A 20187-nucleotide genomic window follows, 5' to 3' on the forward strand; every position below is an offset into this window, starting at 1 on the left:
CATGAGCAGCACTCCTGCCAACAGCAGCCAGGCCGGCGCCAGCGGCGTGGCCTTTCTGCTGCAACTGGAACGCCGGCTGCGCCTGCTGCAAGACACGGGCGATATCCTTTCATTGTCGGCTCAGCTGCTGGGACAGCGTCTGGGTGCCCAGCAAGTGGCCTGTTTCGATATCGACCAGACCCTGCAATGCCCCACCCTCCAGCATGCGTGGAGCGATGGCCTGGCGCCCGGCGCCGCCGGCGAGTATTTCCTCGGTGATTATGCCGCCCGCCTGGCCGATACGCTGGCCGCCGGCCAGGCGCTCGCTGTCAGCGATGTGGCGAGCGACCCGCGCACGGCGATGCCGGCCGCACTGGCCACGTTTGCGCGCCTGGGTATCCGTGCCTTCCTGAACATTCCCATCGCCAAGGAGGGCCGGCTGGCGGCCCTGTTCGTCGTGCACAGCAGCGCGGCGCGCCTGTGGCATGCGGACGAAATCGAACTGGCCGTGCAAGTGTCGGAGCGGGTCTGGTCGACCATCTTGCGGGCCCAGGCGGAATCGCGCCTGCGCACGCTCAGTGCCAGCATGGAAACGCAGGTGGCCGAGCGCACGCGCGAGTTCGGCCGCACCTGGAACGTCAGCCCCGATTTGCTGGGCGTGCTCAACCTCGACGGCTATTTCGAGCACTCGAACCCGGCCTGGCAAGCCACTCTGGGCTGGTCGGTGGAGGAAATCCGCACGACGAAATTTTTTGAACTGATCCACCCGGACGACTTGCCGCGCACCTATGCGGCCTGGGACGCGGCCAACCAGGGCCAGCCTGCGCTGCGCTTCGAAAACCGCTACCGCCACAAGCTGGGCGGTTGGCACTGGCTGTCGTGGGTGGCCGTGCCCGAGGGCGAGAAGGTATATTGCAGCGCACGCGACATCACCGTGGAAAAGAAGCTGGAAGCGGACCTGGCCGCGCGCAACAGCGAGCGCGAGCGGCTGTGGCGCAGCGCACAGGACCTGATGGTGGCCATCGATGCCGAAGGCTGCTTTGCCGCCGTCAACCCGGCCGCGAGCACCATCCTGGGCTGGCTGCCCGAGGAAATGCTGGGCCGCAGCCTCTTCGACTTCGTGCTGCCCGAGGATGCCGCCGCCACGCGCCTGGCGCTGGCGCAAGTGACGCAGGAAGCCATGCCCAGCTTTGAAAACCGCTACCGGCACCGCGATGGTGGCCACCGCTGGCTGTCCTGGGTGGCGGCGCCCGAAGGTGACCTGGTGTTTGCCACCGGACGCCACGTCACCATGGAAAAAGAGGCGCAAGCCACCTTGCGCAGCATGCAGGAATCGTTGCGCCACAGCGAAATGGCCCTGCTGCAATCGCAAAAACTCGAAGCACTGGGCAAGCTGACGGGCGGCGTGGCCCATGATTTCAATAACGTCCTGCAAATTATCTCCGGCAATTTGCAGTTGCTGCAGTTGGGCCTGGACGACGACCCGCAGGCCGCCAAGCGCATCGCCAGCGCCTCGGCCGCCGTGGAACGGGGCGCCAAGCTGTCGGCCCAGCTGCTGGCCTTTGCGCGGCGCCAACCCTTGAAACCGCTGGTGACGGACCTGGCGCAACTGCTGCGCGCGACGGAAGAGCTGCTGCGACGCGCCACCGGCGAAACCATCGAAACGCGTTTACTGCTGGCCGATGACTGCTGGCGCGCCCTGGTCGACCCGCATCAGCTGGAAAACGTCGTCCTCAACCTGGCCATCAACGCGCGCGACGCCATGGATGGCCAGGGCCAGCTGACCATCGAACTGAGCAACAGCGTGCTGGGCAGCGACTATGCGGCGCGCCATGCGGACGTGGCGCCCGGCGACTACGTGCAGCTGGCCGTCTCGGACACGGGCACGGGCATTCCTGCCGACTTGCTGGACAAGATTTTCGAACCGTTCTTCACGACCAAAGGCGAAGGCACGGGCCTGGGCCTGTCCATGGCGTACGGTTTCCTGCGCCAGAGCGGCGGCCACTTGACGGTGGACAGCCTGCCCGGCCATGGCAGCACCTTCCGCATCTACCTGCCGCGCTCACTCGAAGCGGAAACGGAACTGCCGCTGCAGCTGAGCGGCCCGGTGCTGGGTGGCAAGGAAACCATCCTCGTCGTGGAAGACGACGTGCAGGTACAGACGACGGTGGTCGACATGCTGCGCGGCCTCGGCTATGGCGTGCTGCGCGCCAGCGATGGAGAAAGCGCGCTGGCCGTCATCGGCAGCGGCGCCCCCATCGACCTGCTGTTTACGGATGTGGTCATGCCGGGCAAGGTGGCCAGCACGGAACTGGCGCGCCAGGCCCGCGTGCTGCTGCCGCAGCTGACAGTGTTGTTTACGTCGGGCTACACGCAGGATGCCATCATGCAGGGCGGCCGCCTGGAGCCGGGCGTGGAATTGTTGAGCAAACCCTACCGGCGCGAAGACCTGGCGCGGCGCATCCGCCACCTGCTGGCCAACGGCCGCCACGTGACGGCCCTGCACCAGTACCGCGCGCAACTGGCGCCGCAGCCGTCCATGCCGCCACTACCGGGTGCGCGGCCGGGTATGCGTCACATCTTGCTGGTGGAAGACAATGCGGACGCGCGCGCCATGACGAGCGAACTGCTGGCCATGCTGGGACACACGGTGCTGGCCGTGGGCACGGCCGAGGAAGCCTTGCCCTTGCTGGGCACGCCGGGACTGGAACTGCTGCTGACCGACATCAGCCTGCCGCAGATGTCGGGCGTCGAGCTGGCCGAGCTGGCGGCCCGCGAGCAGCCGCAACTGGAAGTGGTGTTTTCCACCGGCCATGCACCGGCCAATTCCGGCGTGCTGGACCCGCAGGCGCGCTTCCTCGTGAAACCATTTACCGTCGAGCAACTGCAGCAAGCCTTGCAGGCGCCAGCCCGGTAAGCTAGTAAACGTCGATCCGGCGCGCCTTCAGTGCGCCTGCCAGCTCGTCCAGGCCAAAGGGTTTGCGCAGGAAGCGCGCGCTGGCGTCCTGCATCAGGCTGGCGCCCCAGTCGTGCCCGGAAGCAAACACCACCTCCAGCTGCGGCCAGTGCGCGCGCGCATGGCGCGCCAGTTCCAGGCCGGACATGGTAGGCAGGCTGATGTCCGTCACCAGCACGTCCAGGCCCGGCATCGCCAGCAGGGGCAAGGCTTCCTCGGCACTGGCCACCCCGTGCACGGTATGCCCCAGTATATTCAGCATCTCGGTCGTCATTTCGCGCGCATCGTCATTGTCTTCCACCAGCAGGATGCGCCGCCCGGACGGGTCGGGCGCGCCCACCAGGCGGCGGTCGGCCAGCACGTGGCGGATGCGCCGCGCCAGGTCTTCGCGCTGGTAGGGTTTGCTCAACAGCTCCACGCCGGGGTCCAGCCGCCCGCCCTGCATGATGGCGTTGTGCGTATAGCCGGAGGTAAACAATACGGCCAGTTCCGGCAGCAGCAGCCTGGCCTGCCGCGCCATCTCCTTGCTGCTGACGGGCCCCGGCATGACCACGTCCGTAAACAACAGGTCGATGGCCACGCCCGTACCCAGCAGGGCCAGGGCCGAGGCGCCATCGTCCGCATGCAGCACGTCATAGCCAAGGCCGCGCAGCATGTCGACCACCGTATGTTGCACGGGGGCATCGTCTTCCACCACGAGGATGGTCTCGCTGCCGCCCAGCACGGGGCCCGTCAGGCCCGGTGGCGGCTCTGCCAGCTTTTCCAGCGAACGGGGCAAGTAAATCTTGAACGTCGTGCCGGCGCCCGGCGCGCTGTGCACCTTGATGTGGCCCGCGCTCTGGCGGATGAAGCCGTAGGCCATGGAAAGCCCCAGTCCCGTGCCCTCGCCCTCGCGCTTGGTGGTGAAGAACGGCTCGAAGATCTGGTCGATCACGTCGCGCTCCATGCCATGGCCCGTGTCGGTGATGGTCAGCAGCACGTATTGCCCTTCCAACACGTCGGCATGCAGGCTGGCGTAAGCGGCATCGAGCGTGACGTTGCTCAAGGTAAAAGTGAGGCGCCCGCCCTTGTCCATCGCATCGCGCGCGTTGATGGCCATGTTCAGCAGCACGTTTTCCATCTGGTTCGGGTCGACCAGGGTATGCCACAAGCCTTCGCTGATGAAGGTTTCCTCGGAAACAGCTTCGCCCAGTGCGCGGCGGATCAGCTCATGCATGCGGCGCAGCAAACGCCCCAGGTCCGTCACCAGCGGCCTCAAAGGTTGACGCCGCGCAAAGGCCAGAAGTTGCGAGGACAGCTTGGCGCCCCGTTCGACGGCCGAGGCCGCCGAAGCGAGACGCCTGGCCGCCTGCGGATTGTCGGCCACGGTCAGCTTCAGCAACTGCAAATTGCCCGAGATAATTTGCAGGACGTTATTGAAATCGTGGGCCACGCCGCCCGTCAGCTTGCCGATCGATTCCAGCTTTTGCGCCTGCAATAAAGCTTGCTCACTGCGCACCAGCGCCAGCCGCGCCTCTTTTTCGTCCGTGACGTCGCGGCCGATGGCATGGATCAGCTTTTGCGCCGGCACGGCCGTCCAGGAAATCCAGCGGTAGCCGCCATCGCGGCGCCGGTAGCGGTTTTCCATGCGCAAGGTGGGCGCGCCGTGGGCCAGGCACGACAAGTCCTTCAAGGCCGCCATGCGGTCGTCGGGATGCACGAGGCTGATGAAATCCATGCCCAGTGACTCGATTTCAGGGCGGTCGAGGATCTTGCTCCAGGCGGGATTGACGGCGATGATCATGCCGGCCAGGTCCGCCACCAGCATGATATCGGTGGACAGCCGCCACATGCGGTCGCGGTCGGCCGTACGGTTGGCCATTTCCACTTCCAGCGAGGAATTCAGGTAAGCCATCTTTTCCAGCACGTTCTTCTGTTCCTGCACGTCCGTATTCGTACCTACCCAGCGCAGCACCTTTCCCGCCTCGTCGAACAGGGGCAAGGCGCGCGCCAGGAACCAGCGGTAGGCGCCGTCGCTGGCGCGGCGCATGCGGAACTCGTGTTCGTAGGCGCTGGCGGTGGTGACGGCCCGTTCCCAGCTTTTCTGCGAGGCCTGCACGTCGTCCGGATGCACGCAGTGGCGGAAACCGCTGGACACCAGCGACTTCATCGCTTGCCCCGTGTATTCGCAGACCTGCTCGTTGACCCAGTAGGTGGCGCCGCTGCCATGCGCCAGCCAGGCCTGGTTGGGCATGGTGGAAGCGAGCGAACGGAACTGCGCCTCGCTGTCGAGCAAGGCGTTGCGCGCCTGCCAGTGTTCATCGATATCCTCGCACGAGCCATACCATTTCGCGGGCTGGCCGCGCTCGTCTTGCCGGCAATACGCGCGCGAATGCACCCAGCGGTACTGGCCGTCCTGCCGGCGCACGCGCATTTCCTGGTCGAAAGGCTGGCCGCTGCCCACCGCTTCGCTCCAGGCCGCCAAGGAATGGGGCACATCCTCGGGGTGGATGGCTTCCAGCCAGTTGGTGCCCAGGCCGCTGCCGCCCGTCCATTCGCGCCAGCGCTGCGCCACGTAATCGAGCTTGCCTTCGGTATCGGCCGTCCACAGCACTTGGGTGTTCAGTTCTATGGCGTAATGAAAATGTTCGCGGCTGTCGTGCAATGCCTGTTCCAGCTGGCCCCGCTCGATGACATGCGCGGCCACGCGCGCGGCCAGCGCCAGCAGTTCGATCTCGGGTTGCGTAGGATGGCACGGCGCCTGGAAAAACAGACCCAGCACGCCCAGGATATGCCCCTTGGCGCCGAAGACGGGAGCGACCCAGCAGGCGCGGTAACCGTGCAGCATGGCTTCCTTGCGTCCCGCGCTCCAGTGCACGTCGCGCGTGATGTCGCCGCAATACACGGGCGCGCCGGAAAAGGCGGCCGTGCCGAAGGGAGATGGCTGGTCGCCGCCGTGGCGCAGGGCCAGGCACAGGTCTTGTGGCAGGCTGGGCGCAGACAAGCCGCAAAAGCGGTCGGCTTCGTCAATGAGCAGCAGGCAGGCATGTGCGCCGCCCTCGGCCAGGTCTTGCAGCGCCAGCAACAAGTGTTCCAGTGCATGGGCCAGGTCGGCACCTGCCGCGATGCTGCCCAGCGCACTATGCTCGGCGTCCAGCAAGGAAAGAATGTTGTTTGCGTGCACCGTGTCGATAAGGGGAAAACTGATGCCCGAATATACCATGTGCCACCCCTCTTGCAGGAGGAAAACAGCGCAGTGCTTGATCTCTGCCTCCACGCGGCCCTATGCTAAAGTATTGCTCTCTTCTCAAGCGAATCCCAGCATGCCTACCTCCTTGCCGTCCTCCCTGATCGCCACCGCCCTGCTCGCCTCCATTCAAGGCACCGTCGCCGCCCCCATGAGTCTGGACGACTACCTGGCCCTGAACGGCCCCCCGCACACGGCGCAGATCGCCTATGGCCCCGCGCCGTCACAATACGCACAGCTGTTCCGGCCTGAAGGCAGCGGACCGTTCCCCGTCGTCGTGCTCGTGCATGGCGGCTGCTGGACGGTGGCCTTCGGCGGCATCAAGCAGATGCGCAACGTGGCCGGCGCCCTCGTTGCGCAAGGCATCGCCGTGTGGAATGTCGAGTACCGCCGGGTCGACGAGGAAGGCGGCGGCTATCCGGGCACCTACGAAGACATGCACGCTGCGCTGGACAGCCTGCAGCAGCACGCAGACCAGTACCAGCTCGACACGGGCCACATCCTCGCCATGGGCCATTCGGCCGGCGGCCAGTTGGTGCAATGGATCGCCGGCCGGGAAAAACTGCCAAAGACCAGCCCCCTGTACCGCGACAAGTTCCTGCCGGTGAACAAGATCCTCAGCCTGGGCGGCCTGGCCGACCTACGCCATGAAAAGGAGTTGATCAAGACCAGCTGCGAGCGCGACATCGCACAACTGGCAGGCAGCGCCAGCACCGAGCGCCCCGACATGTACAGCGACACCAACGCGGCAGATCTGATCCCCAACGGCAGCCGCACCGTGCTGGCCACGGGAGAACTGGACACCATATCCCCGCCCCGAGTCGCGCACGATTACGCGGCGAAAGCAGTGAAGGCCGGAGACCATGCGGAGGTGCTGATTTTGCCCGGCGCCAGCCACTACGACGAGATCGCGGCCACGTCGAATGCGTGGAAGATGATTTTGCCCGTGATTAGGCAGTTGCTGGGGATGGACGCGCAACGATGACAGTGCTGCCTGTAGCAGGCGACATGACAAAGGTAGCGTTCAAGGCCCGCACGTGGGCGGATGTCGCTTGCTTGATGAACGCGACCTGGCGCGATACTGGAATGATGGACGCGGCAGGCCGCAAAGCTCCTCGGTCTTTTAATCTCTGGGCCCGCTGGCTCAGCAAAAAGTTAGGTTGCGACATGGCGTATTCTTTTTCACGCTTGATAATTGCGACTAGTTTGGCTTGTTTAGTCATGGGCATGGCCGCTATTCAACAAATGCGCCTTGGTCGCCCCATCGGTAAAGTAAAATACTTTCTGCTTAAATTAGCGGTGTTAATCTGGCTAGTGAGTGGACTATTTGTCGGAACACTCTACAGTCACGGAGTCGATGTGGCGTGGTACATTTTTGGTGTCGCCGTTAGCCTGGCCGGATGTGTCGTCGCAGGCATTGTTGTGTTTGCTTGGCAGGTTTGCACAAGGCGCAAGCACGACAGTTAACATACCTTATGCAGTTGCATCAACGAATTTAGTTGCCGACCGATAATGGCGCAATAGACCCACTTCCATATATCTGGCCAGTTTGCGTTCTGTACCTCTTTTCGAGCGGCCCGTCGCATGCCTGTTAAGCGGTGAAAAATCACAGCGTATTGTTAAGCCTCTATCATGAGCGGCGGGCACTCCGCTGCCAAATAAGGGGAAACAATGCAGAAACCGATAGGTCTAATATGTGCGGTCGTACTCGCCTTGATTGCCGCTGTTAATGTCCAGGCAACCACGTTGGACCAACTCGTTCGCGCTTACGCTGAACAGCGCGACTTTAGCGGCGTAGTGCTAGTCGCGCGCGATGGCCAGCCCATCTACCAAGCCGCTTTTGGCATTGCACAGCCAGCTTGGAAGGTAGCGGTCACCGACGATAGCGTATTTCGTATCGGTTCACTCAGCAAGCCGCTCACTGCGACTTTGGTCATGCGACTCGTGGAGATTGGCCGTATCAACCTTGATGAAACCGTTGGCACCTACCTCCCAGCCGCGTATGCAGGTACTGACGCGGGGAAAATAACGGTGCGACAACTGCTGGCACATACGTCCGGCTTGGCCGATCTGCCATCTCGCTACACCGATCCATTCTGGAGCAAAGACGCACGCCGTCATTACACGCCCAAAGAATTCGCAAGCGAATGGATTCCCGGTGCACTGGCAAGCGAACCCGGGATCTGGCGCTACAACAACAACGGCTATTACTTGCTCGGAATGATTGTTGAAGCGGCCACCGGAAAAAGCTATGCCGAGAATATGAAACAATATATCTTTGCACCGGCAGGCATGCAAGACAGTGGCGTATTCGATGGCCGCACAATTATCGCGAAACTTGCACAGGGAACCGTGCAGGCCGACGATGGCACGCGCGTAATGCCCCCCTATATCGATCCATCCGTCTCTTATTCTGCGGCTGGCCTGTATTCGACGGCGCTGGACTTGGTGCGCTTTGACTCTGCGCTGGCCGGTGGCCGCCTACTCAACCAGACGTCCCAGCGCGAAATGTATGCAAATAGAGGCAAGGGCTATGGTTACGGCTGGGAGGTCGAGAACTGGGCCGTACGCACAGATACGCCACTTCCCGTTGTTCTGCATACCGGAAGCATTCCTGGCTACCAGAGTATATTTGTGCGCTCGTTATCCGATCATGTGGCTATCGTCATTCTTGACAATGCCTGGCAGGGGGCGACGGTGGTCGCGATGGCAAGAGACATTGCCGACCTCGTGCATGGCAAACCGGTGGCCTTGCCGCGACGCAGCCTGCAGGCTGCCCTCAGTCCAATCTTGTTTCGTGAAGGCCTGGACGCAATGCGTGCCGCCTACATCCGCTTAGGTGTACGCGAGTCCACAATGTACGATGTGAGCGAATCTGCACTCAACGCTTTTGGCTATAGCCTATTACGCAAGAGCCAGCCGGAAGCCGCTATCCAGGTCTTTCGCTGGAATGCAGAAGCCCATCCCCTTAGCCATAACGTCCACGATAGTTTGGCTGAAGCCCTGCTTGCATCGGGAGACCGCGAAGGCGCTCGCGCCGGCTATGCCAAGGTATTGGCCTTAGATCCAGGCAATCGCCACGCGACTGAAGAACTGGAAAAGCTCCGCCACACAAATCCCTGAGCAATGTCCGCGTTGGGGCGAAAGCAGACCTTCCTCAATCGCAAACTGCCAACGATAGCAAGAACACCCCGCGCCCCAAACCCAGGCTCCCCGGGCCCAGCGAGCCTGAAAAATGGCCAGGGCAAGGCGCGCGGGCGAAGACAGTACGCATGTACGGCGAGCCCAAGCAACGCAGCCATGGGCATTTTCTCAGGCCCGCGACTCCGGCCCGCTATTCTTAAATATTACTGAACACGCGCCAGGTACTGTGCCAGCTGGGCGAAAGTAGCCTTGAACCCCTGCGTCATCGACTCATGCCCTTCCAGGAAAGTATCATGCTGCTCATCCGTCGCCTTGTGCGGCGTGGAGCGCAAGGTCATCGTCGTCTTGCCATTTTCTTCGGTGAGGGTCATGGTATTGAACGATTCCAGCGGCCAGGTGGCGCTGACGGGGTGCTGCACGGGGTTGCCCTGTTTGTCTGCGAATGACAGGATGGAGACGATCTTTTCCGGCGCTTCGATCTGCTGGTAAGTGAACTTGCCCCACATCTCGTAGCCATTGTCGGCGCGCATGCCGTAGTGGAAGATGCCGCCCGGCTGCAAGTCCAGCGCCAGCACGCTCAATTCGAAGCCTACGGGGCCCCACCACTGGGCCAGACGCTCCGGCTCTACCCACGATTGGAACACCAGCTCGCGCGGCGCGTCGAAAGTTTGCGTAATGACAAAGTCGCTGCTGTCGCGGTGCTGGCCGTCCTGCTTCTGTTTTTCCGTCGTCATGCTGTCTCCTGAGGGTGGTGGGCAGACTGTTAATGTACCAGCGGTGCCGATAAACGGGAAGGCCTGTACGCCTGTCAAACCGGCATGCTAGAATATTAGTTAGACACCTAACCATTAGACGACGTACCTTATGATTTCTATCGAAGAGCGCTTTTCCGCCGCGCTCCACAAGACGGCGCGCGGCTGGCGCCATGCCATCGACCGGCGACTGAAGGACCTGGACCTGGGGCAAGCGAGCTGGATGGCCATCGCCATGATCGCCAAGTCGCCGCAGCCGCCCTCGCAAAGCGAGCTGGCCCATCAGCTGGGCGTGGAAAACCCCACCATGGTGTCGATGCTGGACCGGCTAGTGAAATCGGGCTTCGTGCAGCGCCAGCCATCGGAAACGGACCGCAGGGTCAAACTGGTGGTGCTGACCGAAGCGGGCATGCAGGTATATGACACGGTGCGCAAGGAAGCGGACAGCTTTCGCAAGGAGCTGCTGCAGGGCATAGCTCCCGATCAGCTGCGGGCCGCCACCGAGCTGCTGGAAGCGTTGCAGGCGGCCACGGAGAAATCCGCATGAGTTCGGCCACAGCCAGCGCCGCACCGGCGCTGCCCGCTTCACAGGACCCCACCTTGAACCGGCGCATGATCACCATTTCGATCATGCTCGCCACCATCATCCAGGCGCTCGACGGCACCATCGCCAACGTCGCCCTGCCCCACATGCAAGGCAGCCTGTCCGCCTCGCAAGACCAGATCACCTGGGTACTGACCTCGTTCATCGTCGCCGCCGCCATCGCCACGCCCCTGACGGGCTGGCTGTGCGACCGCTACGGCCAGAAAAATACCTTTCTGGTGTCGGTTGCCGGCTTTACGCTCGCTTCCGTCCTGTGCGGCCTGTCCGGCACCCTGTCCGAAATCGTTGCCGCCCGTTTGCTGCAAGGCGTGTTCGGCGCGGCGCTGGTGCCGCTGTCGCAGGCGGTGCTGCTCGACATCAACCCGCGCGAGAAACATGGCTCGGCCATGGCCATCTGGGGCATGGGCGTGATGATCGGCCCCATCCTGGGACCGACCCTGGGCGGCTGGCTGACGGACAGCTACAGCTGGCGCTGGGTCTTCTTCATCAACATCCCCATCGGCGCCATGGCCTTCTACGGCATCTGGCGCTATATCCGCAAGGATGCACCGAAGGGCCGCATGACCTTCGACATGTTCGGCTTTGCGACGCTCAGCCTGTCCATCGGCGCGCTGCAGATGCTGCTGGACCGGGGCGAACAGAACGACTGGTTTTCCTCGACGGAAACGTGGATCGAAGCCATCGTGCTGGCCATGAGCTTGTGCTACTTCATTGCCCACACGGCCTTGCGTCCGGCCGGCAAGTCTTTCCTCGACTACCGGCTGTTGAAAAACTCGAACTATGTGAGCGGCTTGCTGTTCATCTTCATCGTCGGCATGGTGCTGTTCGCCACGCGTGCGCTGACGCCATCGATGCTGCAAGGCTTGATGAATTACCCGGCCGCCATCGCCGGCCTGGTGACGGCGCCCAGCGGTCTGGGCACGATGCTGGCCATGTTGATCGTCGGCAAGCTGACGGGCAAGATCGATACGCGCATCCTGCTGGGCGTGGGCTTTTCGATTACCGCGTTCTCGCTGTGGCAGATGGCCAATTTCACCCTGGACCTGGTGCCCAAGACCGTGGTGTGGAACGGCATCATCCAGGGGATCGGCCTGGGCCTCGTGTTCGTACCCCTGAGCGCGGCCACCTTTGCCACGCTATCGCCCGAGATGCGGGCGGAAGGCACGGCGATTTACAGCCTGGTGCGCAATATCGGCAGCAGCATCGGCATCGCCCTCGTGCAAACCTTGTTGGTGCGCAATACGCAGATCGCCCATGCGTCCCTGACGGAACACATCACTATCGCCAATCCGGCCCTGCATGACCCCGCCATCGCCAGCGTCTACAACTTAGGTACAGCTTCCGGCATGGCCGCGCTGAATGGCGAAATCACGCGGCAGGCGTCGATGATCGCCTACCTCGACGACTTCTGGCTGATGATGTGGCTGACCATCCTCGTGCTGCCACTCTTGCTCCTGATCAAACCACCGAAGAAAAATGCGCCTGTCGTGGTCGACCACGCGGCCATGGAATAACCCTCATGCACACATCGATGAAACTCCCCCTGAGCGTATTGGCCCTCGGCGTCACGCTGGCCCTGGCCGGCTGCGCCAGCCTCCCGCCCGACACGCAACAGTTGCCGCAGCAAGACCTGGCCACCGTCCAATTGGCGGCCGACATCCACCTAGCCAGCGAAGGCTGGCCCGCCGCCCAGTGGTGGCGGCAGTTCCAGGATGCTCAGCTGGACCAGCTGATCGAGCAAGCCCTGTCCGCCAGCCCCGGCCTGGACGTGGCGAATGCCCGCATCGGCTCGGCCCTGTCCGCGTTTGACGCACAGCATGCGGAGCGCGGCCCCAGGATAGATGCGAGCGCGAATGCCAGCCGCCAGCGCTATTCGGGCAATGGACTGATGCCCGCCCCCATCGGCGGCAATTACTACAACGAGGTCACCGTGGGCGTGCAAGCCTATTACGACCTGGACTGGTGGGGCAAGCACAAGGCGCAGATCGCCGCCAGCCTGGGCGAAGTCAACGCCCGCCGCGCCGAATACGCGATGGTGGAACAGATGCTGGCGGCCGAGATCGCCCGCCACTACTTCAGCATGCAAAACGGCTGGGCCCGCATGGACAACCTGCATGCGCTGGTCAAGTTGCAGCAGCAACTGGTGCTGGACAAGGAAAAGCGCATCGTCAACGGCCTCGGCGTCAGCGACGACCATCTGTCCGCGCAAACGCGCCTGAGCTTGCTGCAACAGCAGATCGCCGTGCTGGAAACGCAGATCGTCACGGAACGGGAAGCCTTGCGCGCCCTGCTCGGCGCCGACGGCACGGCGCTGGCCAGCTTGCAGCAGAAACAGGCGCAGCCGCTACCGCATGCGCTGCCAGGCAAGCTGGGCATGGAATTGCTGGCGCGCCGGCCCGACTTGCAGGCGGCCCGCTGGCGGGTACAGGCGGCCATGAGCAAGATCGAGGCGGCGCAGGCGTCGTTCTACCCCGATATCGACCTGGGCGCTTCGTTCGGCCTCGATGCCATCAAGCTGGGCAAGCTGCTGCAGTCGGGCAGCCGCACCCTGTTCATCGGACCGGCCTTGTCGCTGCCCCTGTTCGACAGCGGCCGCCTGCAGGCGCAGCTCGGTGGTGCGCGCAGCGAACGCAATGAGTTGATCGCCGACTATAACCAGAATGTCTTCAATGTCGTGCGCGACGTGGCGCAGGCGGGTGCCAGGGTGCAAGGCGTGGAAAACCAGCTGCGCCTGCAGCAGGAAAACCTGCGCGCCAGCGAGGCGCAGCTGCGCAACGCGAATGCGCGGCTCAAGCAAGGTCTGGCCGACCGTGCCACGCAACTGAACGCGGAAATGACCGTGCGCGGCCAGGTGGACCTGGGCATGCAGCTGCAAAACCAGCGCCAGAACGCGGAAATCAACCTGACAGTGGCGCTGGGGGGCGGCTACCGGGGCAGCAGCGACTTTGCCAGCACGGCCAGCATCAGCAAACAATAACAATCGATTACGGAACACATCATGAGCAGCGATACCACAGCAATGACCACCCAAACAGAACAGCCGGGCAAGCGCAAGGCCGTCCTCATCGCCATCACGGCCGCCTTTGTCGTGGCTGGCGCCGCCTGGGGCGCGTATTACCAGCTGGTGCTGGCCAAAGAGGAAGTCACGGACAACGCCTATGTGGGTGGCAACCTCGTCACCCTGTCGGCGCAAGTGACGGGCAATGTCGATGAAATCCGCGCCGACGAGACGCAAATGGTGAAAGCGGGTGCGCCCCTGATCACGCTGAACGGCATCGATGCGAACCTGGCCCTGAGTCAGGCCCAAGCGCGGCTGGGCAACGTGGTGCGCCAGGAGCGCGAGCGCTATGCGAACGTGGCGCAGTACGACGCCATCATCGAGCAGCGCCGCCTGGCACTGGCCACGGCCCAGGGCAACCTGGCCCGCCGCGCGCCGTTGGCGCTGGATCACACGATCTCGGGTGAAGATCTGGCCCATGCGAAACAGGCCGTCGATGATGCGAAAGCGGCCTTGACGGTGGCGCAGCGCCAGGCAGAGTCGGCAAAATCGGGCGTGGCCGGCGTGCACCTGGCCAGCCATCCGGCCGTCTTGTCCGCCCGGAGCGACGTGCTGCAGGCATGGCTGGCCGTGCGCCGCAATGCCGTGGTCGCGCCCGTGTCCGGCTATGTGGCCAAGCGCAGCGTGCAGCTGGGCACGCACGTGACGCCGGGCACGCCCTTGATGTCCATCGTGCCGCTGGACCAGTTATGGGTCGATGCAAACTTCAAGGAATCCGAATTGCGCAATATCCGCGTGGGCCAGGCGGCGACCATCGAAACGGATTTGTATGGCAGCAAGGTGGTGTATCACGGCAAGGTGCTGGGCATGTCGGCCGGCACGGGCAGCGCGTTTTCCCTGTTGCCAGCGCAAAACGCCACGGGCAACTGGATCAAGGTGGTGCAGCGCGTGCCCGTGCGCATCACGCTCGATGCCAGGGAGCTGGCCGCCCATCCGCTGCGCATCGGCCTGTCCACCACGGTGACGGTCGATACCAGCCATGGCGAAGGGGCGACCCTGGACCAGCCGATGGTGGCGTCCACCGTCTACACGACAAGGGCACTGGCACAGCCGGTGGCAGAGGCGGAGAAGATGGCCGATGCGATCATTGCGCAAAACTCGACAGACTGACGCCTATTTCGCCTTCCCCGCCGCCGCCACCTGATCCAATATATGCTTGGGCACGGCTGCATAGTGCTTGAATTCCATCGTGTAGGTGGCGCGGCCCTGGGTCAGCGAACGCAAGGTGGTGGAATAGCCGAACATTTCGGCCAGCGGCACCAGGGCCTTGACGATGCGCCCCGCGCCGCCGGGGATGTCGTCGATGCCCTGCACCATGCCGCGGCGGGCCGTCAGGTCGCCCATGACGTTGCCCATGAACTCTTCCGGCGTTTCCGCCTCCACCTGCATCATCGGTTCCAGCAGCACGGGATGGGCCTTGCGCATGCCATCCTTGAAGGCGATGGAGCCCGCCATGCGAAACGCATTTTCGTTCGAATCGACATCGTGGTAGGAGCCGAACGTCAAGGTGGCCTTTACATCGACGACCGGGTAGCCGGCCAGCACGCCCGATTTGAGGGTTTCGGCGATGCCCTTGTCGACGGCGGGAATGAATTCGCGCGGCACCACGCCGCCCTTGATGGCGTCAACGAACTGGTAGCCCGTGCCCGGCTCCTGCGGTTCGAGTTTGAGTACGACGTGGCCGTACTGACCCCTTCCGCCTGACTGCTTGACGAACTTGCCCTCGATATCCTCCACCGTGCGCGTGATGGTTTCGCGATACGCCACCTGCGGCTTGCCCACGTTCGCTTCCACGCCGAATTCGCGCCGCATGCGGTCCACTAAAATTTCCAGGTGCAATTCGCCCATGCCGGACATGATGGTCTGGCCAGACTCTTCATCCGTATGCACCTTGAACGACGGGTCTTCCTGGGCCAGGCGGCTCAGGGCGATGCCCATCTTTTCTTGGTCCGCCTTGGTCTTTGGTTCGACCGCCTGGGAAATCACGGGTTCCGGGAAAATCATCTTTTCCAGCACGATGATGTGGTCGATGGCGCACAGGGTGTCGCCCGTGGTCACGGCTTTCAGACCCACGGCGGCGGCGATGTCGCCTGCATACACTTCCTTGATTTCCTTGCGCTCGTTCGCATGCATCTGCAGGATGCGCCCCAGCCGTTCGCGCGCGCTCTTGGTGGGGTTGTAGACCATGTCGCCCGAGTTCACGACGCCGGAATACACGCGGAAGAAGGTCAGTTGCCCCACGAACGGGTCCGTCATGATCTTGAAGGCGAGCGCGGCAAAGTGCTCCTCGTCCGTCGGATGGCGCTCCACCTCGTTGTCGTGCTCGTCATGGCCCATGATGGGCGGCACCTCCATGGGCGACGGCAGGTACTCGATGACGGCGTCCAGCATGGCCTGCACGCCCTTGTTCTTGAAGGCGCTGCCGCACAGCATGGGCACGATTTCATTGCGGATGGTGCGCGCGCGCAATGCCTGTTTCAGCTCAGCTTCCGTAAACGTGTCGCCATTCAGGTAACGTTCCGTCATCTCGGTGGTCGCTTCGGCCGCGTGTTCGACCAAGTGCTCGTGCCACTCCTGCGCCTGCGGCAGCAAGCTGGCGGGAATCTCGCCATAGCTGAACTGCACGCCCTGGCTGGCGTCATCCCAGGTGATGGCGCGCATTTTCAGGAGGTCGATCACGCCCGTAAAATGCTCCTCGGCGCCGATGGGCAGCTGGATGGGCACGGCCACGCCTTTCAGGCGGTCGGCAATCTGCTTGCGCACGCGCAGGAAGTCCGCGCCCACCCGGTCCATCTTGTTGATGAAGGCGATGCGCGGCACATGGTACTTGTTGGCTTGCCGCCACACGGTTTCCGATTGCGGCTGCACGCCGCCGACGGCGTCGTAGACCATCACGGCGCCGTCGAGCACGCGCATCGAACGCTCGACTTCAATCGTGAAATCCACGTGGCCGGGCGTGTCGATAATGTTGATGCGGTGTTCGGGGAAGTTGCCCGCCATGCCTTTCCAGAAGGCAGTGGTGGCGGCCGAGGTGATGGTGATGCCCCGTTCCTGCTCCTGCTCCATCCAGTCCATGGTGGCGGCGCCATTGTGCACTTCGCCGATCTTGTGATTGACCCCCGTATAAAACAGGATGCGCTCGGTGGTGGTGGTCTTGCCGGCGTCGATATGGGCGCTGATGCCGATGTTGCGGTAGCGCTCGATAGGTGTTTTGCGGGTCATCACAATCTCCATGGCTAGCCCCGGCACCCGGTTTTCCAGTGTAGCAGACATCGATTTGGGCGGCACGGCAGCGGACCGTTTACCACGCGTACAACACTGACGGTCGCGCGCACGTCAGGCGCACGGAAGCTATCTGCGGATTCGGCTATACTTCCCAGACTTTAATTTTTGAACTTTAATTAAACAAAGATTAATAAAAATCAAAACGCATGGCATCCTGCCATGCAAGGCGACGCCGCCGGCATGCCAGCCCAGGTGCGCACCGAACGACATGCCACACTCAGCCTATGACTATACAACTAAGAAAAATAATCCTTTCCTCCCTGCTGGCGTCGCCAGCGCTGGCCATGGCCGGTGAACTGGAACAGCAAATGCAGCGTTGCGCCGTGCTTGGCGACGCCAGCGCCCGACTGGGCTGCTTCGACACCCTGGCCAAGGCGGCGGAAAAGGCCACCATCGCGGCCGGCGGCGACCCCGCCACCGCGGCCGTCACCCTGGCTGCAGCCGCAGAGGCCGCTCCCCTCACTCCAGTCAGTCCGCCAGGCGTGGCCACGCCGGACGCCGTCAATGCCGCCATTCCCGCCATCGCGCAGGCTGGCGCGGCGCCACCGGAAGCGCCGATTTCGCGCACGCAGCAATCCTGGGAGCTCAACAACGCTTCGAAGCGTGGCCTGTTCAACTTCCGTCCGCACCGCGACACCTATCTGTTGCTGGCCAATTACAGCGATGCGTCCAACGACGAACCGTTCCAGGATTTCACGCCCGGCGGCATCAAGAGCCAGCATGTGGAATTGACCTTCCAGCTGAGCTTCAAGATGAAGCTGCTGGAAGACATCGCCGGCACGCCCATCGACATGTGGTTCGGCTACACGCAGCAAAGTTTCTGGCAGGCGTATAACCGCAAGGCATCGAGCCCGTTCCGCGAAACGAACTACCAGCCGGAGCTGATGCTGATCTTGCCGATCAACAAAAATTTCGCGGGCGTGGAAGTCAATTACCTGAACTTGGGCCTGGTGCACCAGTCGAATGGGCAGACGTCGACCCTGTCGCGCAGCTGGAACCGCGTGTATGCCGAGTTGGGCATGGAAAAAGACAACTTGGCCGTCACGACGCGCGTCTGGCACCGCCTCGACAATAGCAAGACCGACAATGACAATATCGATATCACCGATTACATGGGACATGGCGACTTGCGCGTGAGCTACCGCAACAAGGGGCATGAATACGCGGTGACCGCGCGCCGCAATTTCAGCAAGAAGCATGGCTCCATGCAGGCAAGCTGGGCTTTCCCATTGAAGGCCAACCTGAAAGGCTATCTGCAACTGTTCTCCGGCTATGGTCAGAGCTTGATCGACTATAACTATTCGCAGAAATCGATCGGCGCCGGTTTCATGGTCGACCTGTAAGCGGCACAATGACAGAAACAAAAATGGCGCCGAGGGCGCCATTTTTTTTGGGGAATATCTGGTTTAGCGCCGGCCACCGCCCAGCACACGGGCCGGCAGCATGACGATGGCGCGCAGCAATTCGAACACGCCTTCCACGCCGATGCCGATCAAGCGCAATGGCAGCAACAGCAGCCAGGCCAGCGGATACAGCACGAGGGCCAGCAGGGCCAGAGGCCAGCACACCAGCAAGAGCAGCAACCACAGCACGAATCCCAGCATCTCGTTCCCCTCAAATGAAATGTGCGGAGCAAGCCGTGCTTGCCCCGCTACACTATATAAAAGCGCCGCGACGGCGGCAACGGCCATGCGATGAACGGCACAAAGCGGGGATGGACTGGGTAAAAACGGGGATGAACGGTAGTTGGCGAGCAGCTTATTGGCCGACGCAAATCACTTTCGTGATGTACTCGTGCGCGTTCGGCTTCTTGTTGGCGGCCCATTTGATGGCCTGATTGGCCTCTTCGATGGTCAAGATGGTGGCCTTTTCCTTCGACTTGATGAAGGACACGCCTTCAAACACGCCTTCCTTGCTGCGCATTACCTTGGCAAACACGGGAGGCCTGGTCTCGCCATCGCTGATTTTGTTCTGTTGCACGAGGTAACGCTGATCGATCTGTTCCATGATAGTAAAGCTGTCCAGTGGGTAAAAGACGAAATATACCCTGAATGGACAAACGCCGCAGGACGAAATCGCTGCGGCGTTGCCTTGGGATTAACGATGCTTATGCGTAGACGGCGTTCTGTATCACTGGCTGCAGGTTGACGTCATAGATCACCTGCGCGCGGATCGACGCTTCCAGCGAAGGGATCGAGCCGCCGGCGCGGTACTGGAAGCTCACTTGCAGCACATCGCCCGCCTTCACGGCCACCGGCGCGGCCAGCGGCAAGCACATGTAGTGGTTCAGCCAGTCGATGGTGGTCGAGCGCTCGGGCACCACGGCCAGGATATTCTTGGTGACGAAACGCAAGGCGTTCAGGGTGCCGCTGCGCTCGACGACAAACTTGCCGTCAAAACCGAACACGCTGTCCGTCGGCTGACTGAAGTCGATGATGCTGTAGACGGACGGCGGCGCCAGTTCCTGTACGCCGGGATGAATGGCCGTGGTTTCCTGGAATTGCACGATGGGCGCATAAAAGCCCTCGAAATCGTATTCCTGCTGCATCGGCTGCACGGCCATGATGACGGCTTCGGGCAGGAAGATGGGCAGCGGGCCGCCAAAACGGGCCAGATAGCGGCGCTTGAACGATTCGATCACTTCCACCTGCTTTTCGCGCAGCATGCCGACATGAATCATTTCGCAAATGACCACATCGACAGGCTCGGGCGGCAGGTACTCAAAGGCGTCCGCGTGAACGACTTCGACTTTTTCACCGTTGGGATTGAGCGCCAGCATCTTGCGCGCTTCCTTGACCATGTCCGGGTTGAACTCCACGCACCAGACCTTGTCGGCGCGCGCAGCCGCAAACCACGACAGCACGCCCGTGCCACCGCCCAGCTCCAGCACCTTCATGCCGGGTTTTACCGCGTAATCGATCGCCGACTTGAACCCGTGCATGCGGTTCTGGTCCATCAGCATATTGTGATGGTAATGGACGGGGATAAATTGCCCCAGGTAACAACTCTCGATTTCTCGTTCATTCAGCATGTCTGTCCTCTTGGAGTCTGGCTCCGATGGCCTATCGGTTTTGTCATTCCAGAAAGCAGTGATATCGCACGGGCTGCGCGAGGGGCGGCGACAATACAGCCGGCGCCTGACGGTGATGTGATGACCCATGCGAGGTATCTCCTGATTAATGC

The 20187-nt window shown here is 62.4% G+C and carries 15 protein-coding genes; 9 read left to right on the forward strand and 6 right to left on the reverse strand.

Annotated features, from left to right (window positions below; translation table 11 throughout):
* Position 1 precedes the first annotated feature (1 nt).
* On the forward strand, positions 2 to 2896 hold the full coding sequence (locus tag ACQ4WY_RS01355; RefSeq protein ID WP_436502488.1) for a PAS domain-containing protein: 2895 nt from the start codon (positions 2 to 4) through the stop codon (positions 2894 to 2896).
* 1 nt (position 2897) lies between these two features.
* Here ACQ4WY_RS01355 and ACQ4WY_RS01360 read toward each other — a convergent pair whose 3' ends face one another.
* Complete coding sequence (locus ACQ4WY_RS01360; protein WP_436502489.1) at positions 2898 to 6137, reverse strand: PAS domain-containing protein; 3240 nt, start codon at positions 6135 to 6137, stop codon at positions 2898 to 2900.
* Between the two features lie 100 nt (positions 6138 to 6237).
* On the opposite strand from ACQ4WY_RS01360, the gene ACQ4WY_RS01365 reads away from it, so the two are divergent.
* From ACQ4WY_RS01365 to ACQ4WY_RS01375, 3 genes are all read left to right on the forward strand, one after another.
* Positions 6238 to 7146: an alpha/beta hydrolase gene (locus ACQ4WY_RS01365; RefSeq protein WP_436502490.1), complete on the forward strand. Its 909-nt coding sequence runs from the start codon at positions 6238 to 6240 to the stop codon at positions 7144 to 7146.
* Between the two features lie 23 nt (positions 7147 to 7169).
* On the forward strand, positions 7170 to 7628 hold the full coding sequence (locus tag ACQ4WY_RS01370) for a hypothetical protein (protein WP_436502491.1): 459 nt from the start codon (positions 7170 to 7172) through the stop codon (positions 7626 to 7628).
* A 279-nt stretch (positions 7629 to 7907) separates the two neighbouring features.
* The gene (locus tag ACQ4WY_RS01375; protein ID WP_436502492.1) at positions 7908 to 9284 is read left to right on the forward strand and encodes a serine hydrolase; all 1377 of its coding nucleotides are present in this window, start codon (positions 7908 to 7910) and stop codon (positions 9282 to 9284) included.
* Positions 9285 to 9508: 224 nt separating this feature from the next.
* Here ACQ4WY_RS01375 and ACQ4WY_RS01380 read toward each other — a convergent pair whose 3' ends face one another.
* Positions 9509 to 10039 carry an SRPBCC family protein gene (locus ACQ4WY_RS01380; RefSeq protein WP_436502493.1) on the reverse strand — a complete coding sequence of 177 codons (531 nt, stop codon included), beginning with the start codon at positions 10037 to 10039 and terminating at the stop codon, positions 9509 to 9511.
* A gap of 130 nt (positions 10040 to 10169) precedes the next feature.
* On the opposite strand from ACQ4WY_RS01380, the gene ACQ4WY_RS01385 reads away from it, so the two are divergent.
* The 4 genes from ACQ4WY_RS01385 to ACQ4WY_RS01400 are packed head-to-tail and all read left to right on the forward strand — an operon-like array spanning position 10170 to position 14829.
* On the forward strand, positions 10170 to 10604 hold the full coding sequence (locus ACQ4WY_RS01385) for a MarR family winged helix-turn-helix transcriptional regulator (RefSeq protein ID WP_353657095.1): 435 nt from the start codon (positions 10170 to 10172) through the stop codon (positions 10602 to 10604).
* A complete protein-coding gene (locus tag ACQ4WY_RS01390; protein ID WP_436502494.1) occupies positions 10601 to 12175 on the forward strand; it encodes a DHA2 family efflux MFS transporter permease subunit in 1575 nt (524 codons plus the stop codon). Before ACQ4WY_RS01385 ends, ACQ4WY_RS01390 begins: the two co-directional genes overlap by 4 nt.
* Before the next feature lie 5 nt (positions 12176 to 12180).
* On the forward strand, positions 12181 to 13638 hold the full coding sequence (locus ACQ4WY_RS01395) for an efflux transporter outer membrane subunit (RefSeq protein ID WP_436502495.1): 1458 nt from the start codon (positions 12181 to 12183) through the stop codon (positions 13636 to 13638).
* 21 nt (positions 13639 to 13659) lie between these two features.
* Complete coding sequence (locus ACQ4WY_RS01400; RefSeq protein ID WP_436502496.1) at positions 13660 to 14829, forward strand: HlyD family secretion protein; 1170 nt, start codon at positions 13660 to 13662, stop codon at positions 14827 to 14829.
* Between the two features lie 3 nt (positions 14830 to 14832).
* On the opposite strand, the gene fusA is transcribed toward ACQ4WY_RS01400, so the two are convergent.
* Positions 14833 to 16941: an elongation factor G gene (gene fusA / locus ACQ4WY_RS01405; protein ID WP_436502497.1), complete on the reverse strand. Its 2109-nt coding sequence runs from the start codon at positions 16939 to 16941 to the stop codon at positions 14833 to 14835.
* Positions 16942 to 17228: 287 nt separating this feature from the next.
* Here fusA and ACQ4WY_RS01410 point away from each other — a divergent pair, with 287 nt between their 5' ends.
* Positions 17229 to 18347 carry a phospholipase A gene (locus tag ACQ4WY_RS01410; RefSeq protein ID WP_353657090.1) on the forward strand — a complete coding sequence of 373 codons (1119 nt, stop codon included), beginning with the start codon at positions 17229 to 17231 and terminating at the stop codon, positions 18345 to 18347.
* 63 nt (positions 18348 to 18410) lie between these two features.
* Here the strand turns inward: ACQ4WY_RS01410 and ACQ4WY_RS01415 are convergent, their stop codons facing one another.
* From ACQ4WY_RS01415 to ACQ4WY_RS01425, 3 genes are all read right to left on the reverse strand, one after another.
* The gene (locus ACQ4WY_RS01415; protein WP_096235523.1) at positions 18411 to 18608 is read right to left on the reverse strand and encodes a hypothetical protein; all 198 of its coding nucleotides are present in this window, start codon (positions 18606 to 18608) and stop codon (positions 18411 to 18413) included.
* Positions 18609 to 18762: 154 nt separating this feature from the next.
* Positions 18763 to 19011, reverse strand: coding sequence for a hypothetical protein (locus tag ACQ4WY_RS01420; protein WP_353657089.1), 249 nt, complete (start codon positions 19009 to 19011; stop codon positions 18763 to 18765).
* Positions 19012 to 19111: 100 nt separating this feature from the next.
* Complete coding sequence (locus tag ACQ4WY_RS01425) at positions 19112 to 20035, reverse strand: class I SAM-dependent methyltransferase (RefSeq protein ID WP_152280884.1); 924 nt, start codon at positions 20033 to 20035, stop codon at positions 19112 to 19114.
* Positions 20036 to 20187: the final 152 nt, after the last annotated feature.

This window comes from Janthinobacterium salmonicoloratum (genome assembly GCF_051380845.1).
GTDB lineage: Bacteria > Pseudomonadota > Gammaproteobacteria > Burkholderiales > Burkholderiaceae_D > Janthinobacterium > Janthinobacterium lividum_F.